The sequence below is a fragment of the Streptococcus oralis genome (assembly GCF_018448765.2).
GTDB classification, from domain to species: Bacteria; Bacillota; Bacilli; order Lactobacillales; family Streptococcaceae; genus Streptococcus; species Streptococcus oralis_BM.
The window spans coordinates 1,377,598-1,399,111 of sequence record NZ_JAHCMC020000001.1; the positions used below are offsets into that span (position 1 = coordinate 1,377,598).

Sequence of the window (21,514 nt, forward strand, 5' to 3'; positions counted from 1 at the left end):
CATCATGCTCTATCCATTCTGAAAAATTTCGTTCTCTTTCCTTTTTCTATGCTGACCCGACCACCTGATACACTGCAACAATACTATCATACGAAGAACCAAATAGACCAATCGAAAGATTTTCATCTTTCCAAGAGCTGATAAGAAGTTTTTCCTTGCATTCCCCACTTCTTGAACTAACTGCTCAACCGTCTTACCTGTTTCCTCTTTAATAGCAACTGCATTCTTTGAAATCAAATAATAATTTTGTTCTAAACTGCTGATATAGGCTTTGGAAATTGGCTCGTCTAAGAAAAAATATACTCTATCAGCATACTCATCTTCAGACAGTGTATAGTATACTTCAGCTTCACTCCCCCATTTTTTAGGAAAACTAGTTATTCTAATATTTCCATAATCTAAATGCATAATTCCAACTAAAACGTCATTAGTCCATTCTTCCGCATAATGGTATAATTTCATTTTCTTATCTACCATTGGCCAAACCATAACATACCGACTATGCATGAATTCCTTAGTCAATGCAGAGTTACTTGCCAAACTGGTCGCACCAATCTCATATACTGACCAAATAAGAACTATGAGCATCAAGACAGCTTGAGTTGGTTTGTTTTTATAATAGTTTTTCATTTTATTTAACATTTTGCTCTCCGATAGAAGGATTGGGTTTATCTAAATCTTTTTGGAAATGTTGGATAGCATTCATAAATTTTTCGAAAGTTGATGATTGTTCACTAGAATGAGAAGAGACATATAATTTATAAGTTTCTTCTAATTTCTTCATTCCTTTCGTGTAATCCCCTTCTCCAATATTTTGAACAAATTCATAAGCTCTATAGCCAGATGTTCTCTCAACACTATCATAGTATGAGTTTGTAACATCAACTACACTATCTCCGTTCTTCATTTTGTGGTAAATATTAACAGCATCTAAATCTGAACGATAATCATCATTGCCAAGACTAGGAGAAATTCCCATAGCACCAGCTACATCACCTTGCCAACCCGCTAAATCATCCTCATTTTCTATTCCATGATTATCTGTAAAATGTGCAGAAATGGTGGCAGCCATATGAGAATAATCTATTGTTCCTCCAAATTGAGACAATAATTCCCTTACTCTTGCTTTCTGCTTCTCGTCTAATTTATTATAATTTCCTTGACCATATACTTTCTCAGAAGCTAAATTCAGTTTACCTTTTATCTCATCATTTGTATCTCCCTCTTCAATCTTTTCCAATCTCGCAAAATTATGCTGATTCTGGATAGCCTTCTGAATCGTATCAATTTCATAATCTTTTAATCCATATTTTTTCAGTATGTATTGTAGTTTATCGTTTATGCCAACTTTTATGCCATTCACCCCGTTTGGACTATATAATCCAGCGACAATTTGCCAAGCACCATAAGATTTGTCACCATAAGAGTATGAAGCAACTATCTTAAAGAATTCTACATTCGCTTTCTTAGCACCATACTTCTTTTCCATACTAGCATATAATTTTAGTAATATTTCTAATTCAGTTTGACTAAACCCATATTGCTGTTGGAGTGTCTGAATAGATTTTTGTTTTTTACTTATTGGTATGGATGTCTCAATTTTTTGATTTTCAATCTTCACATCCTTCATCTTCTGTACCCAACTCATGTCCACACCGTCCGCATAGTAGTTGCCATCGCTATCGGCAATGATTTTACTTAGTTGTGTAGCTCCTTTGATAGCTAAGCTGAGGACTTCTAGACTATCGTTGAAATACTGGGAAACCTGGGAAACAAAAAATTCTAGTTTTTCAATCTTGTCATCCAAATCTTGAATACCTGACTCGATTTGAGACTTGGTATTGTAGAGGATGGTCTTCTCAGAGAAGGCTTTCCCCCAATTGAGACTAAAGAGGTCTTTGATTTGATTTAGCCAGTTCTCCCTCGCTTGAATCTGAGCTTCTACGATAGCTAACTGCCCTTCCCTCAATTTTTTCAGTTCCTTGAGCTGGTCCAGGTCCAAATCACCATATCCTGATACCTGAGCATCCGCATGTTTGTAGGAGGTCAACTCTAGTTGGATATCGTCTACCGCTGCTTGAAGCTTTTTAATGCTGGGGATGATAATGTCTGTAAAGAGACCTTTACCAGCTGTGTAGGCTGCTCCTGTCAGCTCACCTGAGTCTAAAGAGGAAATCAGGTGGTCACATCCACTAGATAAGCGGTCCGTGACTTCATTTGCGACCTGGAGGTTGTTAGTCATGGCTTGAATCAATTCTTGGGATTCTTGTGCGCTGTATTTTACTCCCATGGTAGCCGGTTCCTTTCTGATATCAGTTCTTCTCTAGCTTCATCGAAAGACCGACGAGCCTTCTTCGTTTGTTTTCCCAATTCATCCAGTTCCTCATCTACATAAGAGTTGACCTGTCGTTGAATGGTTCTATTATCACTTTCGATTTGCTCTATCACCTGACGAGAACTAGGCGAGATAGCTAATAGAGTCGCCATACGATGGTGGATGCTCTGGATTTCTGAGTGAAAGTGAGTTAGCTGCTGTTCATATTGTCTTTTTAGAGTCTGAAGACTTTCTTCTTTATCGTCAATCTTGACAATTTCTCTCCACAGTTTGTAGCGTTTTTCTTCGTTCTTATCTGCCATTTTTAATGTTCCCACCTCTTAGCCTGCTCTACATCGCGTTTTTCAATCTTATGAGCAATTTCTGGAAACTTATTTGCTTGGGTCAAAACAGCCGAGCTGAAATCACTGACCGCCTGTAGCATTTGATTGCAGGCCTGACGTCCCGCTTCCATCCCAGCAATTTCAGAAGTATATGAAAACTCTACTTGCTGATTTTGCTTGTTGCTCGTGTCATACCCGACCAATTCATTAATAGCTGCCTCTGCTGCTATCGTGCTAGATTTTATCTTTCCACCCATACTTCAAACTCCCCTTATTTATTATATATTGATCATATCATAACACAAAAATAGTACGATTTCAAAACAAATCCTAAGGGCAAATGCGCTCATCTCCTTAGAATAAACTCTATCGCTCAGTGAATGAGTTTGACAAAGGCGGCATTAATGATTTTGGAGATCCCCTTTCTGATTCCTTATAGTTTGAGTAGTTTTATTAGCAAGGTTTGTCCTCCCTTTGTGAGAAACAGAAAAAAACAAAGCCCTAAGAAAAATTCCTAGGGCTTGTCTTATACGTCAAAATGAGCTACGTTTTTACTGACTCCTACAACTCTGTCCGATTTTCAATGGCTCGTAAAAGTGTGACCTCATCCGCATACTCGATATCTGCTCCCACAGCTAGGCCTCGTGCTAGACGAGTGACCTTGATACCAGCTGGTTTGAGCAAACGAGATAGATACATGGATGTCGCTTCTCCATCCGCTGTCGCATTGGTTGCCACAATCACCTCTGAAACCTCACTATCCATGAGACGAGTCATGAGGCTCTTGAGGTTGATATCGTCTGGACTGATACCATTCATAGGAGAAATGAGACCGTGCAAGACATGATAGAGTCCGTGGTATTCTTGGATATTTTCCATAGCAGCCACATCGCGACTATCCTCTAGCACCAAGATGGTTGTCTGGTCTCGAGTCGGGTCCGTACAAATTGAGCAAGGGTCATCATCCGTCAGGCGACCACAGATGGAACAATAGGTCAATTCCCGCTTAGCAGACAGGAGATTCTTGGCAAATTCATTGACATCGTCATCAGACATTCCAATGGTATAGAAGGCTAAGCGGGTAGCCGTTTTGATTCCGATACCTGGTAACTTTGAATAGCTATCAATCAGCTTGGCAATAGGTGTTGGATACAGCATAAGTTCCTTTCTAATTCATTGGATGGTGTTGGTGATAAAGATTGATAATGTCGCGTGCAATCGAAGGTCCGACACCATTTGTAAGGTTGGTGTTATGAGGGAAGACAACAGCTACAGCGATTTGAGGATTATCTGATGGTGCATAAGCCACAGCATTGGTATTGTTAGCTTTTTGACCTCCCTCAACATAACTTTCGGCAGTACCTGTCTTCCCACTGATGGAAACGGATGAGCCATTTGAAAAGGCACGACCAGTTGTCAGAGCGCTCGTTCCATGCGAAACTTGATAGAAACCTTGGTGCAAGAGAGCCATATCCGCTTCTGAGATATTGATCTTGTTCAGTTCCTTGGTGGCTGTTTCTTGAACTAGATTGCCTAAGCCACCTTGTTCATTATTTCCATAAATTCCCTCAACAATGTGAGGTGCAATTCGAACACCATTGTTAGCAATGGTTCCAACATACTGGGCCAATTGCATTGGGGTGTAGTTATCAAACTGACCAAATGCATTGGTAATGTAATTAGCAAAATTATACTCTTTTGGTATAAAACCAGTTGACTCATCTGGAAGATCAATACCTGTTGAGGCTCCAAGACCATATTCAGCAAATGTCGAACGAAGTTTCCCCATAGCGGATTCTAAATTGTTAGTTAAAACAAACATATTGGGTTGATAGGTCTGCCCCATAATGCCCAAAGCCGTTTGAACCATATAGGCATTAGAAGAATACTCCAAGGCTTCCACAGCTGTAATCGGGAATGAACCGTAGGCTTGAGTATACCAAGAATTAATCGGAGCTGAGCCTTGGAAGACAATCGGTTGGTCTGTCAAGGTCTGGTTCCCTGACAAGACTCCATTCTCCCAACCAGAACTGATGGTCGCCGCCTTGACAACCGAACCTGGGACAAAGACATTGGTTATCGTTCCAAGCGAATCTGAACTTAATTCACCGGATTCGACATTATGCTTGACACCCGACATCGCTAGAACTGCACCGGTTTTAGGATTGAGGGCTACAGCGTAGACCCCTTCAGAGTATTTAGCTCCACCGTTACCCAACTCTGAGTTGAAGTAGCTCTTGAGTAGGTCATCTACACCATTCTGGAAAGTTAGGTCAATCGTTAGTTTGATGTTGTTTCCTTTGCTTCCTTCTTCGACATTTTCTACACTTTCCATATTTCCGTGTTTGTCAAGGTGGATTTCCTTGACGGAGCGTTTGCCTTGAAGAACATCTTCATATTGCTTTTCAAGATAGGAAGTTCCCACTCGGTCATTGAGAGAATATCCTTTTTTCAAATAAGCGTCCACTTCCTCCGCTGGAAGACCTGATTTTTCACTTGATACACTACCTACAATTGAAGACAAAGAAGTGTCTAGGACTTTTCTATCCCATGAGGTTGAAATACTGATACCTGGTAATTCCTTGGATGCTGATGCAACGAGAGCAACTTGGGTATCATTCAAGGCATCCGTAGAAATGGTTCCTGTCGCAAAATTTTCAACGGCATTGAGCTGACTAAAGAGATAGATTTCCTTTTTCTGGTCATCTGTATAATTGAGTTGACTCACGTCAATACTTTCAACTGCATTATTATAGAGAGTTGCTTCTGATAAACGATTTCCATCTGAATCCAGGCGTTTATCACTTGGCAAGGATTCGACTGTTTTTTTGTAAACGTCCTGGTCCGCCAAGTAGTAGTCTGCAATCTGACGGTCTGTCAAATTAGGGGAGGTTACATTCACATATGTGAGAAGTTTCTTGGCTGTCTCCTTCAATTCTGCTGCTGTCATTTTATTGTTTCGGGTGAAAGAAACAACCTGCTTGACAGTGTTTTCTACCAAGGGTTTCCCTGCCGCATCATAGATCTGTCCACGAGCTGAACTGGTTGTTACCCTTGTCTGGCTGGCTGAGGCCAATTTTGTTTCATAGAAATCTTTATTGAGCACCTGCATGTATAACAATCGACCAATAATGGCCATAAAGAGCAGGATGTCAATCGCAAATAGTAAATTAAGCCGAATAGGAATCGAATGGCTATTGAATTTTCTCATACAACTAAGACTCTTTTCTAGAAAAATTTCCGATTTTCACCTTTATTTACATATAAAATAATAGAGCAAACAGGTGATGTTCAGTACATTTCATTGTACCATATTTTACGGAGAAACTCTTGGAAAAGTCGAAGCATTTTTTGACTTTCAACTGAAAATGCCTTTTTATTTGGTTATCCTAACTTCTGTGATATAATGATAGTAATAGTTAGGAAAGCGTTAACCTTTAAGAATTTGACTCATAAAAAGGAGCCTCATGAACAAGCCAGACATCGCAACCATAATCGACCTCCATTTTGAAGAATTAACCGAGCTCGAGCAAGAAATCGCTCGCTATTTTTTACAACCTGAAACGATCCAAGATGATCTTTCTTCTCAGCAAGTCACCCAGAAATTACACATCTCCCAAGCAGCATTGACCCGCTTTGCCAAAAAGTGTGGTTTTACAGGTTACCGAGAATTCGTCTTTCAATACCAGCATCAGGCTAGTAAACAGGATACTCATTCCCACAAACATAGTCCTTTGACCAAACGTGTTTTGCGAAGCTACAGTATCATGCGAGAACAAACGCAGGATTTGATTGACGAAGAACAACTGGAACGAGTCGCCCAGTTAATCGAAGATGCTGAGCGTGTCTACTTCTTTGGAACAGGCAGTTCCGGTCTTGTCGCTCGTGAAATGAAATTGCGTTTCATGCGTCTGGGTGTGGTCTGTGAAGCCTTAACCGATCAGGACGGCTTTGCATGGACGACCAGCATCATGGATGAAAATTGTCTAGTACTCGGTTTCTCACTTTCTGGTACAACTCCTTCTATTTTAGACAGTCTATTAGACGCAAAAGAGATGGGGGCCAAGACCATCCTCTTTACCAGCGCTCCAAACAAAAATAGTCAGGCCTATACAGAGACCGTTCTTGTTGCTAGCCACAGCCAGCCTTCCTACATTCAACGGATATCCGCTCAACTCCCCATGCTCTTCCTTATAGATTTGGTTTATGCCTACTTTTTGGAAATCAATCGTGAAAGCAAGGAGAAAATCTTTAATAGCTATTGGGAAAATAAAAAACTCAATGGCTATCGTAGACAAAAACGCGTTAGAAAATCCTAGTTTGGTTGAACCAAACTAGGATTGTTTTGTCTTGAAATGATAATAGGCTCCCAACATCCCTGCTGTATTTTGGTGATGGGCAAATTCTAATCGTAAAATAAAACGAGCTATTCTTCAGAAGTACGTTCTATAAGATCATAGTTTAATGCAGAGTGTAGCGATGTAGTCATTTCCATACCGTGATAATCGATGTCTTTTGTCACACGATTCATAAAAATCGATCATAGCGAGGCCGTTTTTTAGTTGTCCTCTAATCTGACTTTCTAAGGTATGGCTAAATTCATATCCATATTCTGGATTGATGGTGATTTTGCCTTCCTCTTCAAGCTCTCTTGAATTAAAAGGGATTGAAAACTTTAACAGTAATTCCTCATCGGGTTTGTCCCATACAGTGTCAGCATCATACATGTAGATCCAGGGATTCATAAATCCGACCATTAAGAGTCCACCCTTTTTCAATACGCGAGAGGCTTCTTTATACATGTTTTCTAAATCCTCTATGTACACATTTGAAACCGGATTAAAAACAATATCAAAAGTTTCATTTTCAAATGGAAATGGTTTTGTCATATCGCTTTGAACAGTATTGATTTTTAAGCCTTCTCTTTTAGCAACCAACTCATCTCTTTCTAATTGTGATGTGGAAAAATCCATGATGGTGACATCATAACCTTTTGCAGCAAAAACGGGACCCTGCTGGCCACCACCACAAGCTAAACCTAATATCTTTTTTCCCTTGGCTTTTTCAAACCATTCTGTGGGGACTTTTTCCCCAACAGTTAAGGCAACAGAAATTGGATGCTTTCTAGCTTCTTCTAATTCTTCCTGTGTCAATGGCTCAGTGTAGTCATTTTTTACATTATTCCATCGATCTTCATTTAATTTTATATAATTACTCATCTTACAATCTCCTCGTAATTTGATACTATTTCGATTTAAGCTGGATGTGCTGTCATTACATTTTTCTCACCGCTACAACTTCTAATTTGTCAAATAATCGTCCATCTCATTATATCGTTTTTCCATTTACTCAAGCTAAATATCAATTAAATGGATGATAGAATTGCTCTCGCCTTGTAGTTCATCATCTCGCCTTAACCTCTCATACAAGGCGGTTATTTTCTACTAGTCTCTCACGATTACCTCCTTTGGCTCAAATTTTTCAATAAAAAAAGAATTAAGCAAAACAGTTTTCACTCAAGTAGTGATTCAGTGTTTTTCTTAATTCTATAGCTCCAAACTAGGATTGTTTTGTTTTGAAATGATAATAGGCTCCCAACATCCCTGCTGTGTTTTGGTGATGGGCAAATTCTAATCGTGTTTTTTCAGCTAGACTTGGTACCAAGGCCGCCTTCAAGGCTGTGCGGATCTTTGGTTTGAGGATAGCCTCTTGCCCCATGATACCGCCACCGAGAATGACCACTTCTGGATTGGCAACGTAGCAAATATTTGCCAGACCTTTTCCTAAATAGTCTACCATGCGGTCAATGCCAGCCATACAGATCTTGTTCCCTTCAGTAGCTTCCTTGAAGATGCGTCGACCATTCCACTGATCAACTGAATCTCCATGAGCTGCTGCTACATACTCTACCAAGGCTGTCGTAGAAGCCAGGTCTTGGAAAGCTCCATCCTGCATATGCATATAACCGACTTCGCAAGCTGAGTTGCTAAATCCATGGAAGACTTTCCCATCCATAATCAAGCAACCACCGATACCTGTTCCAATGGTCAAGCAAAGTGTCACACTCGCTCCCTTGCCTGAACCAGATACTGCCTCAGCAAGACCTGCGCAGTTGACATCATTTTCAATTTCGCAAGGAATTGCAAAGCTCCTCTCGATTTCCTTTTTGAACTGGGTTCCTGCGTAGTTAGGAATTTGCGGGCCGGCATAGAAAATCTCACCCTTGTCTGGATCCACCATCCCAGCAGAAGAAATGGCAACACCTGCTACTGGGCCTTTTTCTATATAGCTGGCTACGATATCTTTTGTCTTTTGTAAGATATGAGGTCCACCCTTATGCGCCTCGGTTGGCATTTCATGCGATTCAACAAGTTGGCCTTCTTGGTCAATCAAACCATATTTGATGTTGGTTCCACCGATATCAATTGCAACGTAGTGTGTCATAAATACCTCCTTATGGATTAGAGGAAGCGCTCCTTGGTTTCACGAATCAATTGTGCTGCTGCTTCTACAACTGGGCGATCTTCTTCGGTTACTGGCGTCAATGGCGAACGAACTGAACCAATGTTCAAGCCTTCATTGATCTTCAAGACTTCCTTAATCACACCGTACATATTTCCATGTGCAGAAGTGAGCTTGCCAATGATTGCATTGATAGCATACTGCAATTCACGCGCTGTTTCCAAATCTTTCTCTGCAATCAACTCATTGAGTTTCAAGAAGAGTTCTGGCATCGCACCATAAGTACCACCAATACCAGCTTTGGCACCCATGAGGCGACCACCTAGGAATTGTTCATCTGGGCCATTAAAGACGATGTGGTCTTCTCCACCAAGGCTGACAAAGGTTTGGATATCTTGAACTGGCATAGAAGAGTTCTTAACACCGATAACACGAGGATTCTTCAACATTTCAGTATAAAGACTTGGAGTCAGAGCAACACCTGCCAATTGAGGAATGTTATAAATCACATAATCTGTGTTTGGAGCTGCAGCACTGATATCGTTCCAGTATTTGGCAACTGAGTACTCAGGCAAGCGAAAGTAAATTGGTGGGATTGTTGCGATAGCATCTACTCCCAAGCTTTCCGCGTGGCGAGCAAGCTCCATACTGTCTTTAGTATTGTTGCAAGCTACGTGAGCAATGATGGTCAATTTGCCCTTGGCAACTGCCATGACTTCTTCCAAAATCAACTTGCGGTCTGCCACACTTTGGTAAATACATTCACCAGAAGAACCATTGACATAGAGACCTTGAACACCCTTATCAATGAAGTATTGAACCAAGGCACGCGTACGCTCTGGACTGACTTCTCCTTGATCATCATAACATGCGTAGAAGGCTGGAATGACACCTTCGTATTTTTTCAAATCTGACATAGATTTTCTCCTAAGATTTCTTTTTTTTCTGCTGAGAGCAGTTCTATTTTTTACAAGTTTAGTATACACTTTGTGAAAATCGCTTTCAATATCTTGTATACACTTAGATTTTAGTTTCTACTTGTATTTTAGAAACTGTAACGATTGAAAGTAGTTTCAGAAAGATCTCATCCTACTGGTATTTGGCGAAGATTTTCTCCATCAATCCTGCTTGGAGAAAGACTAGCAAACCAAAACCAAAGAGGATAAAGGCTGACCCACCCAAAAGGAGAGTGAAGGCGGACAGATAGAGAACCATCACTATGAGAAAGAGAATGGCTAGCATGAGGAAGAACCAAGGAAAGTTAAAACTTGCCAAGATAAGCCCTTTTTGCAGCACTTCTTTCCAAGACAAATCATAGCGCGCAGCGATGGGATAACTAGCTAGCATCACCAGAGTGAGGAAGATGAGAATCCCCAAACAAATTGCTTTCACAATCTGGAAAGGCAAAGCTGTCTGGCCCCAGAAGAGATAGAGATCTAAAAGGCTTAATGACACAATGCCCAACTCTAGCAAACCTAACTGAAGCCCCAGTTTCAGATTTTGCTTGAAAGCTCTTAGATAGGTTCTGAAAACTGGAACTCGTCTGCTTCTCTTAATCTCAAACATGGTTTCATAGAGGCTGATTTTCGCCACTCCAATCGTCACAATGGGCAAACAAGAGACGACAAAAAGAAGATTGACTGTCACGATATCCAAGACCTTCTCACTGAAACGCATGAGAAAATTATCTGTATCAAATGCTGCCTTGATAAGGCTTACTCCTTTTTGTGCCATGTTTGCTCCTCCTGATTCTTTTAATAAATCAAAATTTTAAAGAGATATTTGCGAACCTTCTCTTCCATACCTGCATAGCCATTTGGCTGATGCGGTTCTCCTGGGAAGAAAATCGCAAAATTGTGATAGCCCAACAAGAGTGGGTATTTTTCATGACAATGGACAAAGCCAATGTCACTCGCTTCGTCGAATGCTACTGCCTCATCTTTGATACGTGAACCGTAGCTCGAATATTCATGTCCTTCTACCAGTAAATGCAAATCTGCATAGTTCTTATGGTGTTCAAATTGATCATTTTCAGCTTGATTGAGGACATTTTCCTGAACAACTAGAAAGACCTTGTCCCCGTCAATCTCATACTTACCGAGTTCGAAAGAATCTTTACGGTGCTGATAGAGATAGTCGATAGCCTTGTCTAGATTGGGATGGATTCCTTTGTAAAAGGCGATGTTTTTCAAATCGTCAAAAATCATACTGTTTCCTTCGTTTCTGATAGTTACTATTTTTCAGTTCCGAATTATCCTTTCTCTATTTCCCTATAAAAGTGCGGACGGAAGCAAATTCCTTCGGTATTTCATTCCTAATTTTTGAGCCTTTTGCTCTTTCATCGTCAGTCTCAAAAATTCCGTCTAAGATAGGCGTAAGATGCTTATCTTAGATACCACTAAAGCGGGAAATAGTTACCATAAAACGAACCTACTCTAACTAGTATCATGAAAAGAGTTCATTCTTAAGTTTATAAGTGTCTGACAAAACTTCACGAAGTAACTGCATACTCCCCATTTTGTAGACACTTATAACATCTATATTTCCATTGCATGTCAATACCACTTCGCAATCTTGACACACCAGTTTACTTTTCTTAACCTTTGACCGCTCCCATAGTAATACCCTGTGTGAAGGATTTTTGGAAGACAAGGAAGACGGTTACGATTGGCACGGCTGCAAGAGCTGCACCTGCCATGATCAAACCATAGTTGGTTGCCATTTCGGCCTGCATGGTCGCAACCCCGAGTGAGATGGTCAAGTTTTGACGTGAAGTCAACATAACCAACTGCATAAAGTAGTCGTTCCAAGTATTGATGAAGGTAAAGATTGCAAGGGCTGCAAATCCAGGTTTCACGATTGGGAAGGCTACGCTCCAGAATGTACGAATCTCACCACAACCGTCGATTTTAGCTGATTCAAGCAATTCAGTTGGGATGTTTTCGCTGAACTGTTTCATGAGGAAGACCCCGAATGGCCATCCAATCAAAGGCAAAATCACTGCCCAAAGAGTATCGTGAATTCCCATGAAGTTGACGATACGTACCAATGGTACAAGGACAACTTGTTTTGGAAGTGCCATGGCAGCGATAAAGACTGCAAAGAGGATGCGTTGACCATAGAAACGTTTTTTAGCCAATACATAACCTGCTAGAGAAGAGGTTGCACAGACTAGGAACATGGTTACCAGTGAGATAAATACAGAGTTCCACATCCACTGCATAGCAGGGTTTTGCACCATGAGTTGTTGGAAGTTCTCCATGGTTGGCATTTTAGGAAACCATTGTGGTGGGATCATAATGGTATCAGGCTGTGATTTGAAGGCCCCTGTCAAGATCCAGTAGAATGGAAAGATGAACAGTACGGTCAACAAGAGCAAGATAATCGTTGAAATAACAGTGAAAGCTGTTAAAGGTTTCTTTTGTGTAGGTTGCATAACTGTCTCCTTTCTTTAGTATTCTACGTCGTTTCCGAGGATCTTGAATTGAGCAAAGCTGACAATGGCAATCATCACTGCCAAGAAGACACCGATGGTATTTGCATAGCCGTACTCTGTCAATTGGAAAGCTTTTTCGTAAAGGTAGTACATCAGTGTACTTGTTGAATAGTTTGGACCACCAGATGTCAACAATTGAATCAAGGCGAAACATTGGAATGAGTTGATGGTTGTAATGATCGCGATGTACAGAGTTGTTGGAAGAAGGCTAGGCCATTTGATCTTCCAGAAGACTTGGAACTCAGTCGCACCGTCAACACGCGCTGCTTCAACAAGTGAGTTGTCAATATTCCCCATGGCAGCGATATAAAGGATAATCGGTTGACCAACAGATGTTGTCAAAAGGATAATCATAATCGCTAGCAAAGCCCAGTTTTTGTCACCCAGCCAAGAAATGTTTTGGCTGATGATATGGCTTGACTTAAGGACAAAGTTTAGAATCCCTGATAGGGGGTCATAGATCCATTTCCATACAACCGTTACGGCAACACTACCTGTAACTACAGGAAGGAAGAAGACGAAACGATAGAAAGAACGGGCAATGGCATTTTGATGATAGGTTTGAGATGCTACAAAGAGAGAGAAGAGAACCACAATCGGAACAGATCCAATAACCAGGATAACGGTATTGATCAAAGACTTCATAAAGACAGGGTCTTTAAACATGCGAATGTAGTTGTCCAAGCCCACAAACTCAAATTTAGTCATGGAGTAGTTAAAGAAACTTGTAATGAATCCCATAATCATAGGAGCCAAGACAAAGATGACAAAGAAGAATAACACTGGTGCTAGGAAAGCGTAGGAAATCACTGTTTCCCGCATACGAATTTTATTGACTTTCACAGTCGGCACCTCTCTTTCAAATAGAATAGTTTTTGATTTTCTTGAACTGTTTTAAAACCAAAATGAAATTTTTTAAGATTCGCTTATGTAAGAACTTCATTTTAATTTCGTGACAGTTCCTACCATTTCAAACAAAAGTCCCCCTTTTCTTACACCATAGTGCACAGGGAAAAGGGGGGAATCAATCTGACTTAGTGCTTATTGTTTTGTAGCTTTTTTGATGGTTTCGTTAGCTTTTTCAGTGAAGGCTTTCAAAGCATCCGCTGGTTTTTCGTCACCATTTGATACAGATTGCAACATTGGGAACCAAAGTGTTCTCATTTCAGCAAATCCATCGATAGTGTTGTAGTATGGTGAGTAGTATTTAGTCCAGCCACTGATTGTTTCCATACGTTTGTCTTCATAAAGTTTGCCAAATGAAGTACGAACTGGGAAGGCACCTGTACGAACTACGTCTTTAGGACCCCATTCTTTGTCATCTGCGATGAATTGAACGAATTTCTTAGCAGCTGCGATTTTCTTATCGTCTTTGTTGTTAAATACTGCAAATCCGTTTACAAGGTATTCAAGAGATGGTTTACCAGAGTCTGATGGGAATGGTACTTCTACCACGTCTACCTTACTTGCTTCCAAGAGTTTCGCTTGGATACCGTTTTGAGCTGGTGCCCAAAGGATTGTGTATGAAGTTTGACCGTTGGCAAAGTTTTGGATATCTGCTCCACCGTCAAATTGTGAACCGTTGTTCAACAAACCGTCTTTAATCCAGCTAGCAGCTTTTTCAAGACCTTTGACGAATTTAGGATCGTCTGTTGTATATTTGGTTACGTCTTTGTCTGTTACAGAACCGCCATAAAGGTTTGCGATGAAGGCACGTGTTCCTTGGTCTCCCCCTTGACCAGCACTGAACAATGAACCTGGAGTGTATCCCTTTTCTTTAAGCGCTTTCAAAACTTTTTCAAAGTCATTAGTTGTCCAACCTTCTTTTACAAGGTTTGCAACTCCTGCATCTTCCAACATTTTCTTGTTCATAGCCATATAGAATGGAGCAGAACTGATTGGATACATGTAAGCTTTGTCACCAGCCTTACTTGCTTGTACGATGTTTTCATTATTGACATCTTTGACGAATTCGTCTGTGAAAAGGTCGTTCAACTCAGCCAATTTACCATTTTTACCGTATTGGATGATACGTCCTGGTGCGTCAAAGAGTACGTCTGGCGCTGTTCCCGCTTCGATAGCTGTTGTGATCTTTTCTGGACCTGACTTGAAGTCGATGGTTTCCAATTTCACTTTTACATCTGGATTTGCTTTTTCAAAAGCTTCGATGATTGATTTTTCATAAGTTCCAACACCGTCACCCGTTTTTTCTTGTGTGAAGACTGGGAATGCCCACCAAGTGATTTCTGTTTTTCCGCTATCGCTACCAGAATTTCCAGCATCTTTACTTCCACCAGAGTTACCACAAGCAGCAAGGCCAAGAATCGCAGCACCCGCAAGTACTGTACAAGCTAGTTTTCTAAATTTCATTTGTATTCTCCTAATTGTTAAGCGTATCCATATTGGATAATGAGCAAGTTTATATTTGTATACGTTTTCATTTTATCCGACGCATCGACCACTCTCCTCTGTTTTGAGATTGTGTTATTTAAGACCGGCAACAAAGCGTTCCGTAATCTCTTTTGGTCTAGTAATCGCTCCACCAACAACGATACCTCGCACTCCATATTCAAGGATTTGCTTGGCTTGTTCTGGTGTGTGAATCTTCCCTTCAGCGATGACATCCACACCTGCTTCACACAGTTTTTTGATCAGTTCAAAGTCTGGACCATCTACTTTCGGACTATAAGAGGTATAACCTGATAGGGTTGTTCCAACAAAATCAACACCTGCTTCAACCGCTGCAATTCCTTCTTCAAAAGTACTGGTATCAGCCATCAAGAGTTGATGCGGATATTTTTCTTTGACTTGTCGGATAAAGTCTTGGATTTCCAAACCATCGTAACGTTCACGTTTGGTACAATCCAGAGCAATGACCTCAATATCTAGTTCAGCCAGTTCATCCACTTCTCTCATCGTAGCTGTAATGAAAGGCTCCTGTGGCGGATAGTCACGTTTGATAATCCCGATAATCGGGAGTTTCGTAACCTCCTTGATCTCCTTGATATCGCGAACACTGTTTGCTCGGATACCGACTGCTCCACCTTGCTCAGCCGCTTTGACTAGCAAGGGAATGACTCCTCCCGCTTCTGTATAAAGCGGTTCGTGAGGAAGTGCCTGGCAAGAGACAATGATTCCATCTTTGATTTGTTCAATCAAGGCTTCTTTGCTGATCTGTGGCATCCTCTTTCCTCCCTTTCTTGTTCTTATGGGCTTATTATATATTATTTGTTAAGCGCTTTCAATAGCTTGTGATAGAATAGATTTCAGTTTCAAAAGTATTTTATAGAACAGCCGTTCCTGAAAGTAGTTTCAGGCCTCTTATGATTTCGAATCAAGCTGAATGTCATCAAAAAAGATAGCAGGCTTGAAAACCTGCTATCTCTTCTGAAACTTACTCAAAAAGCTCTTGCTTATTATTCTTTTCTCTTCTTTCCAAATGCAAAAAGTGATAAGAGGACGCCCGCAAGGCCAAGGGAAATTAGTGAGCTGGTTTCCTTGCTTCCCGTATTTGGAAGTTCATCTTGTTTAGCTGCTGGCGCTTGATAGGTCACATCTTGGCCTAGAGACAGTTTGTTGTCTGCAGCTGCCAATACTATATTGGTGTCTCCCTTGTACTCTGGCACTTCATGGACTGCTGCCTCAGCGCCATTGACTCCACCCTTATACTCTGGCAGGTCATTTGAAGCTGCCAAGACAAAGTTAGCACCTCCGCTATATTCTGGAACCTCGTTTGAGGCTGCTTGAACTGCATTCACTCCTCCTTTAAACTCAGGAATCTCATGGACTGCTGCCTCAACAGCGTTAACTCCACCCGTAAACTCTGGTTTTTCTACTGTTGGAGCTACTTCTTCACCTACTGTTGCCAATGGTCCAGTGTACTCTGGTATCTCTGCCACAGCCGCTTCTTCTGCATTGACACCACCTGTGAACTCTGGAACCTCATGGATAGCAACTTCACTGCCATTAATACCATCGCTTAGTTTAGAGCCAGCTAAAGAAACTGGTAAATTGTGCATGCTTTCAATTGCACCCTCAGCTAGACCTGTAATTCTTTGACCCATATCCTCTGGATCTATTGTGAATAGGAGAGTTTTTGTATCGTACTGGGTCATAAAGGTTGCTGTCTTGCCATTTGCCAATTGAAGGGTCGGAGCCTTGTTGACCAATACTTCCGAATCGAACTCCATGGCAATAATACCTGGCCATTTTTGGATAGCATATTTTACTTTTGCTTCTTTAGGAGAAATTCTGTCTTTGCTTAAGAAATCCCAGTTGAATTTCTTGAAGGAAAGTGTGTATGGAACACCTCCAGGAGCATGGTGTTCGTATAAAAGTCCAAATTCATCTGGCCCGATTTGTTGAAGTGAGTTATAAGCATACTCACCTTCTTGAATCAAATGGTGGTGCAACCAAGTTAGCTGGCCATCTTCTTCTACACGAGCCACTCGAATATAACCATTTTTACGACCTGGACCATTTGCATTTGCCAAGAGAATATACTCTTTACCATTTTGAACCGTATGAGTCGCAGCCATTTGAACATAAACATCTGGAACATCGTAGCGTTCAACGTTATTGTCCCAAGTTAGACCACCATCATGACTGGTCGCAACCTGTAGATCTTCTGTCAACCCACGCATAAAGAGTTTGAGGTCCCCATTGTTTAACTGAACAACTGAAGCTTCCGTATTTTGAGCATAATAATTACTCATGGTACTTGAATCGACTACTGTACCATCATAAAGTGTACGATTGTCGTTGACACCACCACCCATATGCCAAGTCTTACCATGGTCGTCTGAGTAGATGTTTCGAGATGATTGAGAACCATTGAGGTGGTTAGCCCGGTTGGTTGTATAGACAGGAACGACGATTCGACCTTTATGTGGTCCAGTACGAAGGGTAATCCCCACTCCAGGACCTACTCCTAGGAATTTCATCCAATCGGCTTTGACCATCGGAGTAATATCTTGAGGCGCTGACCAGGTCTTCCCGTCGTCATCGCTGTAAGACATCCATAGGTAGCTATCCTTCGCAATTCTAAATGGAGAAGTTTTGTTTGTTGTGAAGTAGATATTGCCTAGTAGCTGGTCACCCTTGTATAGATCACCCTTGTCGCTATAGGCTGGTTTAACAGGATCTACAACAACGCGGTAGTCTGTTGCTTTACCATCTGGAGTGTAAACTGTACCATTTTCTCGAATAGTATAAGCTTCCTGTTCACCTTCTCGATAGAGGAGTTGATAGGTTTTACCATTGATTTCTTTGTAGGCTTCTTCTTTTTGCGAAGACATTCCAAAGATCCCTTTTCCTTCTGGGAACATGTCGTAAATGGCAAAGATGCGTTTGGTTTCAGGATCTTGAGTCAAGGTCATATCAATATTCACTGGTGAACCAATTGATGGGTCAGAAGCTCTTGGATTGTCACGTAAGTTGGTAATGGTTACTCGATCTCCCCAAGTTTTACCATTATCTTCACTACGTCTGATGACCATGCCGATATCACCCCAGTCACTCGAATGGAGACGACGTTCATCTGCACCTGCAATCAGCGTTCCTTTATCAGTCTTGAGAAGAGCAGGAATACGATAACTCTTGATACCATCTTTATTTGGTTGATTGTTCCTACCACCTTCAAATACGTCTTCTTTCTCAGTGACTTTTGCTCCCTCAGGAAGTTTCTGTTCCAATTCACCTCTTTCAAATAATTGACTCCGTGTTTGAACTTCATCTGGGCTTAAAGCACGATCGTAAACGGTTAGGTTTCGAACTTGTAGGTTTGATGCCCAAACTGTTTTCTTGCCCCGTTTGGTTGCTCCAAGTTGAGCTTGATTAACATCTGGCATATCTTTAATGAAGTTACCAGATTTGAGACTTGTTCGAGATAAGACACCGTTCACATAGAGACGAACTCGACCATGAGGTAACTCCGCTGTCGGTTGTTCGACAGTAAAGGTCACGGAATTCCATTGTCCAGGGCGAACTTTCAAAGGAGCATCTGTATACTTATCATAGAACTGCTCTCCGTTAGCGCCACGCCCTTCAATAAGAGCTGTATTATCAAGGACAGACATAGTAAAGTACTCATTTTCCTTGGTGTCACTGGATACAGAGAAGAGATTGTAAAAGCGTGGAGCTGATGCATCTGGTTTGAACTCCATGTGAACTGTAGCATTTTTAAGTTGCTTTAGTTTGTCTAGTTCACTTGATAAATCAACTCTCTGACCATTTGCTGCATTGGTTTCAACATCTTCTTTTTCAAGGACAGGATTAGCATTTTTTAAATCTCTTGAGTAATAGTCACGAGGAATAGCCCCCCGATCCTCTGATTCCTCTTCTTTATTTGCTTCTTCTGCAGGGGTTTCGGTAGAGGATGGGGTTTCTGACTCTGCACTCTCATTTTTTTTCAAATGATCTTGGTCCACCTCAACGCCATTGTCTTGAGCTGCTGCCAATTTACCAGCCAAATCCTTATCCAAATGAGCAAGATCTCCCGAGGACACCTCTTTTGGCAATTCTGATAAACCTTGACCATGTTCGACAGTTTCTGTATTGGCTCCTGCTGCATTGGCTTGCTCTTGAGCTAAGACTGGATTTGCTCCAAATACTACTGTACCAATCACTACCGATGCCGCCCCGACTGCAAATTTTCGAATTCCGTATCGCTGTTTCCGATCTAAAGATTTGTAATTCATGTTTGTCCTTTCATTTTTCATAAAATAAAGCGCTTTCTTTTTCTTTAAAAATTTTTATTGTCTCTCAAGAGACAAGTCTTACAAGAAAGTATCCAACTTAATGAGAGCTCCCAATCCTCTCCCATTTCTGCTGAGCCATTCTTTAAGCGTCCAGCAGCCTTTTTCCTCCTTTCACAAGTGACTTTTCCTTTATTATACAATAAAGTCTTATATTTATATCTGAGTTCCCACAGAATAGATTTTACTTTTAAGAATATTTTAATATTTTAAATTTTCTAAAAGTACTTTCAGGTTTTGGACATAAAAAAGAGAGCTCCTGGGCTCTCTCATTCATTATCTTACGTACTTAAAAGGAATCTCGCTGCCACAGAGCCAGTTATAAACTTGGTCATTGACAAAAACATTCATGGCTTCGTGAGCATACTCTGGCATGATGCGATAGGCCTTGTCGCAAGTTAGGCGGTTGTATATCGCAAACTGGGTAATAGGATAGCAAACATCGTCGTCCAAGCCCGTAATCATCTTGACCTCACCCGTGATACGATGGGCAAGATTTTTCACATCAATATAGGCAAGGGTCGCCATGATTTCCTCCTCTGTTTCATGGAAGGGATCGTGGAACTTGAAATAACGGAAGAGTTCGTCATAGGCTTCACTGGTATTGCCAATCTCGAGCACCCGTCTAAAGTCTGACAAGAAAGGATAGATGGCAACTGTTTTCTGAATTCGAGGATTGAGCGCTGCTGCAACCAGAGCTAAGGCCCCTCCTTGTGACGCACCATAGCTGGAAAGTTTTTTCTCATCTACCTGAGGCAGACTGGCAATAATTTCAACCAACTGGTAAATATCCAGATAGACATCCTTATAAAAGAGGTGGTCCCGACCTTCAACAGCACCACGGATGATATGCCCCTTAACCGTATTTCCTAGTGGAGAGCGCAAGCCATCCTGCGAATAACCCGATTGGCCTCGAACGTCCATAGAAACAACACCGTAACCAGCCACGGTGAAGGCCAGCATGTCCGTCCAGTCCCAGCCACGTCCCATATAGCCATGAAAGTGAAAGATTAGGGGAACTTTACCCTCACTCTTTGGAAGGACGACACGTGCGTAGACCTTGCCTTCATTAGTTCCTTCAAAGGTTAGCTCATAGCACTTGACTTGGGGAATATGGAAATCTCTTTCCTCCAACTGGTAGGCTGGAAGAGTTGAAACCTTTTTCACTTCCCCATCCCAAAAAGTATCAAAGTCTACTGGGACCTCATCTCTCCCTCTATAAATCTTGATTTCTTCTAACAAAGCTGGATTTTTCATAGCATGCTCCTTTTGATTTGTAATCGCTATCATAACTGTAGCATATCTAGAAAAGCAATGCAAGAAAGAATGGTAAACAGAAAGTGATTTTAGATTCTCCTCCCTCAAACTGATCGTCTGAAAGTAGTTTTAAAATCTTAAACTTCTAATCTTCCGTTTTACATATGATCCTTCACAGCAACTGCTACCATTTTGGCTTTGGCACGGACTTTAGTAGCCACTGTCATCTCCATATCAATAATTGCTTTTCTTTCCCCTAATTCCTCCAGAGTAGAAGTAACCACAATTTCATCTTCAATTGGACTAGGACTAAGGTAATCAATCTCCAAGCGAGCTGTAATAAAACGTCCTATCACAGTTGATTCCGTCAGTTCCAACCCTTTTTGATGATGGGCAAACCAAGCTGCTGAGGCCGTGCCATGGCAATCAAAAATAGTCGCTATCATTCCTCCAAAGACATTTGATGGAACTCCACCAGTATAAGCATTTTCAAGCTTTATCCGACTAATACAACTATTCCCATCTATACTTGGATAGGTTTTTAAATGTAAGCCTAAATCATTCTTGGGACCACATCCCCAACAATGCTGAAATCGTTCTCCATACCTATCTTGGATAGCAATCGTTCTGGTTTCTAACATTCTTTTCACTCCTCTTTACTCAGATGGGGCAATTATATCAAGCTTCAGTCAAAGAGTAAATAGGCTTGGAGACTAATATCTTTTTATCTCTCGACTAAGTTTGATTTATAGTCGACTATTTTATAAAAATAAAAAGAGCGTTTCCGCTCTTTGTGTATCAATAGGTGCTAGCTCCTTTCTCTAGTTTGACGGTTTGAAATTTCTTTTGGTAGGTTACTTTAATAGTCATGTGAGAGTCCTCGTTT

The 21,514-nt window shown here is 41.1% G+C and carries 19 protein-coding genes; 1 reads left to right on the plus strand and 18 read right to left on the minus strand.

The window, feature by feature from the left end; all coding sequences use genetic code 11:
• Positions 1-9: 9 nt before the first annotated feature.
• From KIH88_RS06810 to pbp2b, 6 genes are all read right to left on the minus strand, one after another.
• The gene (locus KIH88_RS06810; protein WP_125840891.1) at positions 10-642 is read right to left on the minus strand and encodes a hypothetical protein; all 633 of its coding nucleotides are present in this window, start codon (positions 640-642) and stop codon (positions 10-12) included.
• Positions 632-2,290, minus strand: coding sequence for an ATP-binding protein (locus tag KIH88_RS06815; RefSeq protein WP_213988171.1), 1,659 nt, complete (start codon positions 2,288-2,290; stop codon positions 632-634). The genes KIH88_RS06810 and KIH88_RS06815 overlap by 11 nt, the downstream gene beginning before the upstream one ends.
• The gene (locus KIH88_RS06820; RefSeq protein WP_125840908.1) at positions 2,281-2,637 is read right to left on the minus strand and encodes a hypothetical protein; all 357 of its coding nucleotides are present in this window, start codon (positions 2,635-2,637) and stop codon (positions 2,281-2,283) included. The genes KIH88_RS06815 and KIH88_RS06820 overlap by 10 nt, the downstream gene beginning before the upstream one ends.
• A 2-nt stretch (positions 2,638-2,639) precedes the next feature.
• Positions 2,640-2,915, minus strand: coding sequence for a TIGR04197 family type VII secretion effector (locus KIH88_RS06825; protein ID WP_125840889.1), 276 nt, complete (start codon positions 2,913-2,915; stop codon positions 2,640-2,642).
• A 304-nt stretch (positions 2,916-3,219) separates the two neighbouring features.
• On the minus strand, positions 3,220-3,816 hold the full coding sequence (gene recR, locus KIH88_RS06830) for a recombination mediator RecR (RefSeq protein WP_000966754.1): 597 nt from the start codon (positions 3,814-3,816) through the stop codon (positions 3,220-3,222).
• A 10-nt stretch (positions 3,817-3,826) separates the two neighbouring features.
• Positions 3,827-5,869, minus strand: a complete 2,043-nt coding sequence (pbp2b, locus tag KIH88_RS06835; RefSeq protein ID WP_213988172.1) for a penicillin-binding protein PBP2B — start codon at positions 5,867-5,869, stop codon at positions 3,827-3,829.
• Positions 5,870-6,125: 256 nt separating this feature from the next.
• Between pbp2b and KIH88_RS06840 the strand changes: the two genes are divergently transcribed.
• On the plus strand, positions 6,126-6,977 hold the full coding sequence (locus tag KIH88_RS06840; RefSeq protein ID WP_007517092.1) for a MurR/RpiR family transcriptional regulator: 852 nt from the start codon (positions 6,126-6,128) through the stop codon (positions 6,975-6,977).
• 135 nt (positions 6,978-7,112) lie between these two features.
• Here KIH88_RS06840 and KIH88_RS06845 read toward each other — a convergent pair whose 3' ends face one another.
• The 12 genes from KIH88_RS06845 to KIH88_RS06900 all read right to left on the minus strand — a co-directional run bounded on the left by KIH88_RS06845 (position 7,113) and on the right by KIH88_RS06900 (position 21,269).
• Entirely contained in the window at positions 7,113-7,877 is a 765-nt protein-coding gene (locus tag KIH88_RS06845) for a class I SAM-dependent methyltransferase (protein ID WP_213988173.1), read from the minus strand.
• 340 nt (positions 7,878-8,217) lie between these two features.
• The gene (locus KIH88_RS06850; protein ID WP_213988174.1) at positions 8,218-9,102 is read right to left on the minus strand and encodes an ROK family protein; all 885 of its coding nucleotides are present in this window, start codon (positions 9,100-9,102) and stop codon (positions 8,218-8,220) included.
• 17 nt (positions 9,103-9,119) lie between these two features.
• Positions 9,120-10,037 (minus strand): dihydrodipicolinate synthase family protein, encoded by a 918-nt coding sequence (locus tag KIH88_RS06855; protein ID WP_033630084.1) that lies wholly within the window; start codon positions 10,035-10,037, stop codon positions 9,120-9,122.
• A 172-nt stretch (positions 10,038-10,209) separates the two neighbouring features.
• Complete coding sequence (locus tag KIH88_RS06860) at positions 10,210-10,854, minus strand: YesL family protein (protein WP_044020393.1); 645 nt, start codon at positions 10,852-10,854, stop codon at positions 10,210-10,212.
• Positions 10,855-10,874: 20 nt separating this feature from the next.
• A complete protein-coding gene (locus KIH88_RS06865; RefSeq protein WP_213988175.1) occupies positions 10,875-11,327 on the minus strand; it encodes a YhcH/YjgK/YiaL family protein in 453 nt (150 codons plus the stop codon).
• A gap of 389 nt (positions 11,328-11,716) precedes the next feature.
• Positions 11,717-12,556 carry a carbohydrate ABC transporter permease gene (locus KIH88_RS06870; RefSeq protein ID WP_001183243.1) on the minus strand — a complete coding sequence of 280 codons (840 nt, stop codon included), beginning with the start codon at positions 12,554-12,556 and terminating at the stop codon, positions 11,717-11,719.
• Positions 12,557-12,571: 15 nt separating this feature from the next.
• Positions 12,572-13,438 carry a carbohydrate ABC transporter permease gene (locus KIH88_RS06875; RefSeq protein WP_161800156.1) on the minus strand — a complete coding sequence of 289 codons (867 nt, stop codon included), beginning with the start codon at positions 13,436-13,438 and terminating at the stop codon, positions 12,572-12,574.
• Positions 13,439-13,657: 219 nt separating this feature from the next.
• Positions 13,658-14,986, minus strand: coding sequence for an ABC transporter substrate-binding protein (locus tag KIH88_RS06880; RefSeq protein WP_213988176.1), 1,329 nt, complete (start codon positions 14,984-14,986; stop codon positions 13,658-13,660).
• A gap of 114 nt (positions 14,987-15,100) precedes the next feature.
• On the minus strand, positions 15,101-15,799 hold the full coding sequence (locus KIH88_RS06885; RefSeq protein WP_001135660.1) for an N-acetylmannosamine-6-phosphate 2-epimerase: 699 nt from the start codon (positions 15,797-15,799) through the stop codon (positions 15,101-15,103).
• A 233-nt stretch (positions 15,800-16,032) separates the two neighbouring features.
• Positions 16,033-19,314 (minus strand): SIALI-17 repeat-containing surface protein, encoded by a 3,282-nt coding sequence (locus KIH88_RS06890; protein WP_213988177.1) that lies wholly within the window; start codon positions 19,312-19,314, stop codon positions 16,033-16,035.
• A gap of 333 nt (positions 19,315-19,647) precedes the next feature.
• Complete coding sequence (locus KIH88_RS06895) at positions 19,648-20,628, minus strand: acetylxylan esterase (protein WP_213988247.1); 981 nt, start codon at positions 20,626-20,628, stop codon at positions 19,648-19,650.
• A 158-nt stretch (positions 20,629-20,786) separates the two neighbouring features.
• Positions 20,787-21,269 carry an acyl-CoA thioesterase gene (locus tag KIH88_RS06900; protein ID WP_213988178.1) on the minus strand — a complete coding sequence of 161 codons (483 nt, stop codon included), beginning with the start codon at positions 21,267-21,269 and terminating at the stop codon, positions 20,787-20,789.
• Positions 21,270-21,514 lie beyond the last annotated feature (245 nt).